We start from the raw sequence: 9,814 nt of genomic DNA, 5'->3' as shown, positions 1-9,814 counted from the left end.
TGACGCCCGCGTCGACGCGCGGGTGGCTGCTCCTGTTCGGCGTCTCGCTGCCCGTCGTCGCGGGGTTCGAGGAACTGCTGTTCCGGGGGTTCCTCGTCGGCGCGTTCGCCACGGGATTCGAGGTGTCGCCGTGGCTGCTAGCGGTCGCTTCGAGCGTCGTGTTCGGCGCCGGGCACACCGCGCAGGGCTACGTCGGTGTGGTCGTCACGACGCTGCTGGGGTTCGCGCTCGCGGCGGCGTACGTGGTGACCGGGAGCCTCCTGGTAGTGGTGGTCGCACACTACGTGGTGAACGCCGCGGAGTTCGCGCTCCACGCGCGAGGGTAGTGCGTGGGTTGCTCGACTGGTGGGGCCGCTCAGCGTTCGAGCTGTCGGAGGCGGTCCGCGACCTCGCGTGGCGCGCCGCTCGGGCCGTCGCTGACGCGGTGGTCGGGGACGAACAGCGGCACGGGGTTCTCCGCGAGCGCGGTCCTGGCGGTCTGGACGTCGTCATCGTCGTCGGCGTCGACGTCCGGCGTCATCGAGAGCACGCGCCGCAGACTGATCTGTTCGCCGTAGGGAACGGTACGTACTGATTCGAGGACGGCGCGGTGGTCCGTGGGGACCGTGAGGCCGACGGTGACGTCGTCGAAGTCGTCGGGCGCGCCGTCGAGGTAGTCGTCGACGCGGTCCAGCAGCGGGTTGTCGGTGCTGGCGTCGGTCGGCGCCGTCTCCGGGAAGGAGACGCTGATGACGCGGTCGCCCGCGACGCCGAGTTGCACGTAGCGTCCGAGATAGCTCGATTCGCGCGCGTAGATGCCGGCGTCCATACGCGTCACGTCGGGCGTGACGGCCTTGTACGTTCGGCACTCGCGACAGTTCTGTGACTCGCGGCAGTTGCACGGACGGCAGTGACGGTCGCGGGAACTCTGGGGGCTGACTGCCCTCGATTAGGCTGCTTGCGGGCGGGGCAGTGTCGTCGAACCGGAGGGACCGTGGCAGCCGACTGACGCAAGCCTTATGTACAAACTAGTGCATTGATGTACAATAATGAACGAGAGCGAATCGCTCGCGCCCGCGGTGCAGTCCATCCTCGAAGCGGCCCGCGAGCGCGAGACACCGGCCGAACGGGTCTCCGTCTCGCCGCGGTCGCTGCCCGACGCGCTGGCGGCCGCCGCCGCAGACGGTCGCGTCCCGACGATTGCCGAAGTGAAGCCGACCAGTCCCACGACCGAGGGCGAGCGCCGCGAGGACCCGGTCGAACTCGCCGAGCAGATGGTCGCCGGCGGCGCGGCCGCGCTCTCGGTGCTCACCGAACCAGAGCACTTCGGCGGAACGACGGACGACCTCGAAGCGGTCCGCGAGGCCGTAGACGTCCCGGTCCTGCGGAAGGACTTCCTGCTGTCCGAGGCCCAACTCGACGCCGTCGAGGCCGACGTCGTGTTGCTCATCGCGCGGTTCGTCGGCGACGACCTCGCCGACCTGCTCGCGCGGCCCGCGAGCGCGGCTTCCAGGTGCTCGTGGAAGTCCACGACCGAGACGAACTACGGCGCGCGCTCGCCGCGGGCGCGGACATCGTCGGCGTGAACAACCGCGACCTCGCCAAACTCGAGGTCGACCTCTCGACGTTCGAGGCCGTCGCGCCGCAGGTACCCGACGACGTGACGCTGATTGCCGAGAGCGGAATCACTACCCCGGCGGACGCCAGACGAATGCGCGAGGCGGGCGCCGACGGCCTGCTCGTCGGAAGCGCCATCATGGACGGGGACGTAACCGAGAACACGCGAACCATCACGAACGCATGAGTCCGAAATCTACGAGCGGTCGACGGGAGCGCCTGGGGAAGTTCGGGGACTACGGCGGCCAGTACGTCCCAGAGGTACTGATGCCGGCGGTCGAGGAACTCGCCGACGCCTACGAGCGCTACGTCCTCGACAACGAGGACGGCTTCGTGGACGACTTCCGCCAGCGCATCCGGGAGTTCGGCGGCCGACCGACGCCGCTGTCCCACGCCGAGAACCTCTCCGAGCGCTACGGCGTCGACGTCTACCTCAAGCGAGAGGACCTGCTGCACGGCGGCGCGCACAAACTCAACAACGCGCTCGGGCAGGTCCTGCTCGCGAAGTACATGGGCAAAGAACGCATCGTCGCCGAGACCGGCGCCGGCCAGCACGGCACCGCGACCGCGATGGCGTGCGCGTACCTCGACATGCCCTGCGAGATCTACATGGGCCGCACGGACGTGAACCGCCAGCGGCCGAACGTCTTCCGGATGCGCATCCACGACGCCGAGGTCAATCCAGTCGACGTCGGGTCTGGAACTCTCAAGGAAGCCATCAACGAGACGATGCGCGACTGGGCGACGAACGTCGAGAACACCCACTACGTCATCGGGAGCGTCGTGGGCCCCACCCGTTCCCGGCGATGGTGCGGGACTTCCAGTCGGTCATCAGCGAGGAGATCCGCGCGCAGTCCCGCGACCAGCTCGGCGAACTCCCCGAGGCAGTGCTCGCGTGCGCCGGCGGCGGGTCGAACACGATGGGCGCGTTCGCGGCGTTCGTGGGCAGCGCCAGCCTGTCCGGCGCCCCTGAGGGCAGCCAGGAACCGGCGCCCGACGTCGACCTGCTGGCCGTCGAAGCGGGCGGGTCCAGCCTCGAGGTGGACGCCGACGAGGGGTACGCGCCGAACTCCGCCAGCCTCTCGACGGGCTCGGAGGGCGTGCTGCACGGCGCACGCACCAAGCTCCTCCAGACCGAGGAGGGCCAGATCGTCGAGTCGCACTCCGTCTCGGCGGGCCTGGACTACGCCGGCGTCGGCCCGGAGCTCTCCCACCTCGTCGACGAGGGCCGCGTCCAGCCGGTGAACGTCGACGACGACGCCGCGCTCGCGGCGTTCCACCGGCTCTCCCGCGAGGAGGGCATCATCCCCGCGCTCGAATCCAGCCACGCGATCGCGTACCTGGAGCACTACGAGGGCGACGGCCCGGTCGTCGTGAACGTCTCCGGCCGCGGCGACAAGGACCTCGATACCGTCATCGAGGAGTCCACCGCGCGCGACATCGAGGGCGCGCCCACGATGGAGGTGTTCGAGGAGTGAGCGACGCCGCCGACGCGACAGACGCGGACAGCGACGTTCGCGCGGCCTTCGAGGACGGCCCGGCGCTGGTCTCGTACGTCGCCGCGGGCGACCCGAGCGCCGAGGACACGAAAGCGTACGTGGAGGCGCTCGTCGACGGCGGGAGCGACGTCATCGAACTCGGCCTCCCGTTCTCCGAACCGGTCGCGGAGGGAACGACCATCCAGAACGCCATCAAGCGCGCGCTCGACGCCGGGATGACGCCGGACGCCTACCTCGACCTCGTGCGCGACCTCGAGGTGGACGTGCCCGTCGTCTGCATGACGTACTACAACCTCATCTACCAGTACGGCTCCGAGTCCGGCCCGGATGAGTTCGTCGCGGCCGCCGCCGACGCGGGCGTCTCCGGGTTCGTCGTGCCGGACCTCCCGGTCAACGAGTCGGGGCCGCTGTACGAGGCGTGCCGCGAGCACGGCCTGGACCTCGTGTTCATCGTCGCGCCCACGACCACCGAGGAACGCCTCGAACAGATGCTCGACCGCACGACCGGGTTCGTCTACGTGCAGGGCCGTCTCGGGACGACCGGCGCGCGCGACGAGGTCAGCGAGGACACCCCCGACGCCCTCGAACGCCTCCAGGACGCCGACGTGCCGAAGGCCGTCGGATTCGGCATCTCGTCGGGCGAGCAGGCCCGCGAGGTCGTCGAGAGCGGCGCGGACGGCGTCATCGTCGGCAGCGCGTACGTCGACATCATCGCCGACGGCGTCGCCGAGGACCTGCCGACGAGCGAAGTCGCCGACCGCCTGGAGGCCCTGGCCGCGGAACTGAAGGCCGGAGTCAGGAAGGCACTGCCAGAACCGGAACGCAAATAGCCACACGTTTGCTACTGACTCACAATGACACCAGGGAAACGAACACGTCTCGAACGAATCAGCCGGGATGGTCGATTCGTCACCATCCCCATGGACCACGGAATCACACTCGGCGCCGTCGAGGGCCTCGTCGACATCGAATCCACCATCGACGCCGTCACCAGCAACGGCGCCGACGCCGTGCTCACGCAGAAGGGCATCGCGCCCCGCGTCCACGACAACAAGAACGACGCCGGCTACATCGTCCACCTCAACGCCTCCACGACCATCGGCCCGGACGCCAACGACAAGCGCCTCACGGGCACCGTCGAGGAAGCCGTCCGCGCGGGCGCCGACGCCGTCTCCTTCCACATCAACGTCGGCAGCGACCACGAACCCGACCAGCTCGCGCAACTCGCCGAACTCACGGACGACGCCGACCGCCTCGGGATGCCGGTGCTGGCGATGGCGTACGCGCGCGGCCCCGGCGTCGACGAGCACGACGCCGAGAGCCTCGGGCACGCCGTCCGCCTCGCGGAGGAAGTCGGCGCCGACGTCGTCAAGACCGCCTACTCGGGCGACAGCGAGAGCTTCGAGCGCGTCACCGAGTCCACGAGCAAGCCCGTCATCATCGCGGGCGGTAGCCCCGACACGGACCGCGCGACGCTCGCGAACGTCCGCGGCGCGATGGACGCTGGCGGCGACGGCGTCTCCATGGGGCGCTCCGTGTTCCAGCACGACGACCCCGCCGCGATTACCACCGCCATCGCGGCCGTCGTCCACGACGACGCCACGGCTGACGAAGCCCTCCGAATCGCCGGTCTGCCGGTCGAAGCGTAACGACAGTTCTCGCGTCTCTCAGCAGTCCGTCTCGACGACCCGCCAGCGCGACGAGAGTCCGTCCAGAGACTCGCGGAACGTCGCCGCAGTCAGCCCGTAGAACTTCTGGCGTCCGACCGCGGTGCGCACGCGCACGACGACGGTGTGGTCTGTCGCTTCGAACGCCGTCAGCGACCCGGCGCCGTCTGTGCGTTCGAGGCGCGCACACGCCTGTTTCTCGTCGACGACCTCCGTCCCGAGGTCCCAGGACAGCGACTCGGCGGCGTCCAGCGGGAACGGGACGCGGTCGGCCATGATTCGACCCTGGCCACTCGTTGCCATGTCCCAGTGACAGCGGTTCACGACCATAAATCGTGTCGTTCCGGCACGCCGGACCGCGGGCGGATTCGGTCGGCCGCCTCGCCGCCCGGCAGTGTGGCCGCCAGCGACGCGACGCTCGCTACAGCCGGCGGGCGAGGAAGTCGTCCAGCAGCGACAGCGGCGTCTCGCCGTCGGCGTTTGCTCCGAAGTGGCCGTCGCCCGCGAGTTCGTGGTACTCGAAGTCGGCCCCCGTGCCTTCCTCGTAGCCGCGTTCGAGGAGCGCGTCGCGGAACCGCCGCGCCTGCGAGACGGGCACCCGTGGGTCGTTCACCCCGTGGACGAGCAGGAGCGGCGCGTCGAGGTTACCGGCGTGCGTGACGGGGCTGCGTTCACGATAGAGCCCGGGGTTCTCGTCCGGCGTCCCGAGGTGGGTCTGCAGGAACCCCGACTGGAACTGCGGCGCGGTGTTCTCGTAGACGTCCGGCAGGTCGGTCATGGCGACGACGCCGACGCCCGCGGCGTACAGGTCCGGGTACTGAACGAGTTGCCAGAGCGCGGAGAAACCGCCGAAGGACCCGCCGTAGACGGCGACGCGGTCCTCGTCCAGCCAGTCGTACTCGGCGAGGACGTGCTCGGTAGCGGTGGCGACGTCGCCCTGTTCGGCGCCACCCCAGTCGCCGTGCAGCGCCCGGGCGAACTCGCGGCCGCGGCCGCTGGACCCGCGGTAGTTGACGCGCAGCACCGAGCACCCGCGCTGGCAGAGGTACTGGACGCGCGCGTCGAACTCCCGGCGGTTCGAGAGGTGTGGGCCACCGTGCGGGAACACGACCAGCGGCGACGGCCGGCGGCCGCAGTCGTAGAACAGCGTCCCGATTTCGAGCGTCTCGTAGGGGTCGTGGTCGAGCGCCCGGGCGGGCGTCTCCGGACAGCCGTCGGAGGCAACAGTCTCGTAGACGGGGTCGACGAAGTCAGCCGGCTCGAAGGGGCCGTAGTCCCGCTCGAAGACGGCCTCGTACTCGTCGTCGCCGAGGTCGTAGACGAGGAGTTCCGGTCGGCGCGTCGGCGTGGTGTACGCCACGAGGATGCGGTCGTCGTCCACGACGCGATTCGATCGGCGCCCGAAGTGCGCCACGCCGTCGGGAAGGTCCAGTTCGCGGCCCGAACCGGTTTCGACGTCGTAGACGACCGGCGTGGTGGTCGCGTCGCGCTTCCGTGTGGCGACGAACCGCTCGCCGTCCGGCAGGAAGAACTGTGGCTCTTCGACGTAGTCGGCGTCCCCGAACCACGTCACGTCGTCGGCCGCGAGGTCGTAGACGCCACAGCGGGTGACGTCCGTCGTGTTGTCAGAGACGAGCAGTTGTCCGTCCCGGGGTCCCCAGTCTTTCGGGGACGCACTGGACCCGCGGTCGCCGAGTTCGATGACCCGCTGGACCTCGCCGTCCGTGTCGCAGACGTACACGTCGCGGTTGTTCGGGTCGTCCGCGTCGTTGCCCGCGTACGCGACGCGGTCGGCGTCTGTGGAGAGAATCGGCCGCCAGACCGGGGCGTCCGTGTCGGTCAGCTTCGTGCGGTCTCCGGTCCGCAGGTCACAGCAGTAGGCGTCCATCCCGCCGTCGTGGTTCGACCTGACGAGCAGCGTCTCGCCGTCGCCGCCCACTGCGCGAATGGTCGTGGTGCCGTCCGTCTCGACGATCGGCTCCGTCTCGCCGGTCGCGTCGACGGCGTACACGTCGCGCTGTTCGCTGCCGTCGCCGTCGTCGTGGTGGTAGAGCACGCGCTCGCCGTCTGCCGTCCACGCGACGGGCCAGACGTTGCTGGCGGGAGCGTCGCCGTCACTCCACTGCTCGCGCTCGCCGGTCGCCACGTCGAGGACGTGGATCTCGTTCCGGCCGGTGGCGTCGTAATAGAACGCCACGCGTCCGCCGTCCGGTGACACTGTCGCCTGCGTTAGCTCGGGCAGCGCCTCGAGCGCGTCGGGGGTAGGGGTGGTGTCCGTCATCGTCAGTTCCCCAGGTCGAGGGTCTCGGCGTTCGCGACGAGCCACTTCGCGTCGCCGAGCTGGCGGTTGAACGCCTGGAGCTGTTTGGAGACGTCGCCGCGGTGGTTCGGTCCCTCCTCGCCCGTCGCTTCGACGATCTCGCTGTACGTCAGGCCCTGCTCGCGGAGGGCGACGAGTTGCGCGCGCCGCTCCGGGACACCGTGGTCTGCCAGCTCCATCGCGCGCTCGTCGGGCGCCTGGTCGCGCACGAGCAGCGAGTGGGCGTCCGCGTCGACGTCGTGGACGTGCAGGACGGCGTAGCCGTCGAAGAACCAGCGGTTGACGTGGACGCCGGCGTCCGGGTCGTGCCGCTCGTGGTCGGTGCCGTAGTCCTCGATCGGGTACACTTCGAACTGGAGGCGCCCCTCGGGAGTGGCGACGTCCAGGCCGTTGGATGCGGCGTGGCCGTCGCCGACGCCGACGTCAATCTCGCCGTGGTCGGCGAGCGCAGCGAGCATGTCCGGGTCGGGGCTCGAGAGCTCTGGGTCCGGCATCTTACTGCTGTTGGCTATCTTAGGCCAACAGCATAACTGTTGGGGTGGTGTAGCCAACAGTCGCGTGCGGGTCGCGAACGCTGCAAGAACGCGCGGGTCCGGTACGTTCAAGGCCGCGTGCCGCGACTTCCCGGCAATGACACGGTCCGTCTGGCTGAAGGCCGACGACTCGGTCGGCGACTGGGAGACCCGGAAGCGACGCATCACGGCCGGCCTCGAGGCCGGCGTCGACTGGGTGCTCGTCGACGACGAGGACGTCGAGCGCGTGCGCGAACTCGGCGCAGTGAACGTCGCGGCGTTCCGCTCGGACGACGGCGACGTCATCGAGGAAGTGGACGGCGACGACGCCGCCGAACCCGACACGTACGTCGTCGGGAAGGACGGCGAGGGCGACGGGACGGTCGACCTCCCCGAGGACTTCTCCGGGAGCGCCGACCTCTCGACGATCCGGCGCGGGAACGCCGACGCCGGCTACGTGCGCATCTTCGACCAGCGCTACGAGGGCTTCGCGGAAGCCACAGCGGAGGACGCCGACTACACCATCGTCGTCGGCGAGGACTGGACCATCATCCCCCTCGAGAACCTCATCGCGCGCATCGGCGACGAAACGACGCTGGTCGCGGGCGTCGAGTCCGCCGAGGAGGCAGAGACCGCCTTCGAGACCCTGGACATCGGCGCCGACGCCGTCCTGCTGGACAGCGACGACCCCGACGAGATCCGCCGCACGGTCAACGTCCGGGATGCCGCCGAACGCGAGCGACTGGACCTCGCGTGGGCGACGGTCACGGCCGTCGAGGAAGCCGGGAGCGCCGACCGCGTCTGCGTCGACACGGGCAGCCTGATGGCCGACGACGAGGGCATGCTCGTCGGGTCGATGTCCCGGGGGCTGTTCTTCGTGCACGCCGAAACCGCCGAATCCCCGTACGTCGCCGCGCGCCCGTTCCGCGTGAACGCCGGCGCCGTCCACGCGTACGTCCGCACGCCCGACGGCGGCACCAAGTACCTCGCCGAACTCTCCAGCGGCGACGAAGTCCAGGTCGTCGACCGCGAGGGGCACACCCGATCGGCGGTCGTCGGCCGCGCGAAGATCGAGAAGCGCCCGATGTTCCGCGTGGAAGCCGAGACGGAGTCCGGCGACCGCATCGAGACGCTCCTCCAGAACGCCGAAACCATCAAGGTAGCCACCTCGGAGGGCCGTACTGCCGTCACTGACCTCGAAGAAGGCGACGACCTCCTCGTCTACACGGAGGAGGGCGGCCGCCACTTCGGCGAAGCTATCGAGGAACGAATCATCGAGCAGTAAGCGACCTCGCTCTCGAACCGGGTTCTGGCTACGTCGATTCGGCGTCGGCGTCTGCACCGGTGTCCAGTCGCGTCGTACACCACGGACAGAAGTCCAGGTCCTCGTCGAGCTCCTTGCCGCAGGCCGGACACTCGCCCGGTTCGCTGACGACGGCGCCGTTCGCCTCGTCCGCCTCGCCAGGTGTCACGTCGGCGACGGCCGCCGCGCTGGCCTGCCGGGCCGCGACCATGTACGCGTCGACGACGTTGAGGACGCGGATGGCCAGCAGGCTCAGTGTCACTTCGATGCCGAAGCTCTCGCTGGCTTCCATCAGGCCAGAGACGCCCTCTGCCTGGAACGCCTGGTAGGCCGCGTCCGGGACGACCAGCGCAGCGGTCGCGAGCGCGAGCACGAACCACGACAGCGCCCGCACCCACTTCCGGAGATAGACGTGCCCGAGGCCGGGGTAGAGGAAGCCGAGTATCGCCGCGATGACGCCACGTCGATTGACCACAGTTACCCCATCTCGGGGCTACGCGCTCCTAAAGCCACCGAACGCCGAACGAGACCGCTGCTCGGGCCGCGACCGGCGCTCACGGCCCGTTACACGAGGTTGTCGACGAGCGTGCGCAGCGTCGCGGCGTCGTACTGGCCGGGCGCAGTGCCGCTCCCAGGGTCGACGGGCGCGTACCCGATGCGGGACCCGTAGATCGGCGCGAACGCCCGCGTGTGGCGTCCGACCTCCCCCATCGCCATCGTCGCGACGGGCGCGCCCACCTCGGTGAACTCGTGCGTGACCCGGAGCACGTCCAGCGCGTCGCCGCGGTCCTCGGCGGTCACCGCGAGCTTCCCGACGTCCCCCAGCGAGCACGCCTCTCCGAGTCGCTCAGCGAGCGTCGCCATGTCCGGGGTGCCCTCGAAGTCGTGCGTCGAGACGATTGTCGCGGTGTCGTTCG

10 protein-coding genes and 2 pseudogenes are annotated in these 9,814 nt (G+C 69.7%); 6 read left to right on the top strand and 6 right to left on the bottom strand.

The annotated features are described in order from the left end of the window. A partial coding sequence (locus GRX66_RS12860; protein ID WP_159526921.1) for a CPBP family intramembrane glutamic endopeptidase occupies positions 1–326 on the top strand: 326 nt, incomplete at its 5' end. Between the two features lie 29 nt (positions 327–355). Here the strand turns inward: GRX66_RS12860 and GRX66_RS12855 are convergent. Continuing rightward, positions 356–808, bottom strand: a complete 453-nt coding sequence (locus tag GRX66_RS12855; protein ID WP_159526920.1) for an MGMT family protein — start codon at positions 806–808, stop codon at positions 356–358. A gap of 220 nt (positions 809–1,028) precedes the next feature. On the opposite strand from GRX66_RS12855, the pseudogene trpC reads away from it, so the two are divergent. The 4 genes and pseudogenes from trpC to GRX66_RS12835 all read left to right on the top strand — a co-directional run bounded on the left by trpC (position 1,029) and on the right by GRX66_RS12835 (position 4,744). Beyond that, positions 1,029–1,783 (top strand): annotated as a pseudogene (gene trpC / locus GRX66_RS12850) (indole-3-glycerol phosphate synthase). Next, positions 1,780–3,074: pseudogene (gene trpB, locus GRX66_RS12845) on the top strand (tryptophan synthase subunit beta). Before trpC ends, trpB begins: the two co-directional pseudogenes overlap by 4 nt. After that, entirely contained in the window at positions 3,071–3,925 is an 855-nt protein-coding gene (gene trpA, locus GRX66_RS12840) for a tryptophan synthase subunit alpha (RefSeq protein ID WP_325064104.1), read from the top strand. The pseudogene trpB and the gene trpA overlap by 4 nt, the downstream one beginning before the upstream one ends. A 24-nt stretch (positions 3,926–3,949) precedes the next feature. Continuing rightward, the gene (locus GRX66_RS12835) at positions 3,950–4,744 is read left to right on the top strand and encodes a 2-amino-3,7-dideoxy-D-threo-hept-6-ulosonate synthase (RefSeq protein ID WP_159526919.1); all 795 of its coding nucleotides are present in this window, start codon (positions 3,950–3,952) and stop codon (positions 4,742–4,744) included. 18 nt (positions 4,745–4,762) lie between these two features. Here GRX66_RS12835 and GRX66_RS12830 read toward each other — a convergent pair whose 3' ends face one another. The 3 genes from GRX66_RS12830 to GRX66_RS12820 form a co-directional block, all read right to left on the bottom strand. Further along, on the bottom strand, positions 4,763–5,065 hold the full coding sequence (locus GRX66_RS12830) for a hypothetical protein (RefSeq protein WP_159526918.1): 303 nt from the start codon (positions 5,063–5,065) through the stop codon (positions 4,763–4,765). 118 nt (positions 5,066–5,183) lie between these two features. Further along, a complete protein-coding gene (locus tag GRX66_RS12825; protein WP_159526917.1) occupies positions 5,184–7,043 on the bottom strand; it encodes a S9 family peptidase in 1,860 nt (619 codons plus the stop codon). A 2-nt stretch (positions 7,044–7,045) separates the two neighbouring features. Next, positions 7,046–7,576, bottom strand: a complete 531-nt coding sequence (locus GRX66_RS12820; RefSeq protein WP_159526916.1) for a hypothetical protein — start codon at positions 7,574–7,576, stop codon at positions 7,046–7,048. A 136-nt stretch (positions 7,577–7,712) separates the two neighbouring features. On the opposite strand from GRX66_RS12820, the gene GRX66_RS12815 reads away from it, so the two are divergent. Further along, positions 7,713–8,879 carry a 3-dehydroquinate synthase II gene (locus GRX66_RS12815; RefSeq protein ID WP_159526915.1) on the top strand — a complete coding sequence of 389 codons (1,167 nt, stop codon included), beginning with the start codon at positions 7,713–7,715 and terminating at the stop codon, positions 8,877–8,879. Positions 8,880–8,907: 28 nt separating this feature from the next. Here GRX66_RS12815 and GRX66_RS12810 read toward each other — a convergent pair whose 3' ends face one another. Both GRX66_RS12810 and GRX66_RS12805 read right to left on the bottom strand, forming a co-directional pair. Then, positions 8,908–9,372, bottom strand: a complete 465-nt coding sequence (locus GRX66_RS12810) for a zinc ribbon domain-containing protein (RefSeq protein ID WP_325064103.1) — start codon at positions 9,370–9,372, stop codon at positions 8,908–8,910. 89 nt (positions 9,373–9,461) lie between these two features. Further along, positions 9,462–9,814, bottom strand: a 353-nt coding sequence (locus tag GRX66_RS12805) for a type I 3-dehydroquinate dehydratase (RefSeq protein ID WP_159526914.1), incomplete at its 5' end; no start/stop codon positions are given.

The organism is Halobacterium bonnevillei (assembly GCF_009831555.1).
GTDB lineage: Archaea > Halobacteriota > Halobacteria > Halobacteriales > Halobacteriaceae > Halobacterium > Halobacterium bonnevillei.
This window is presented reverse-complemented; position numbering and strand designations above follow the sequence as displayed.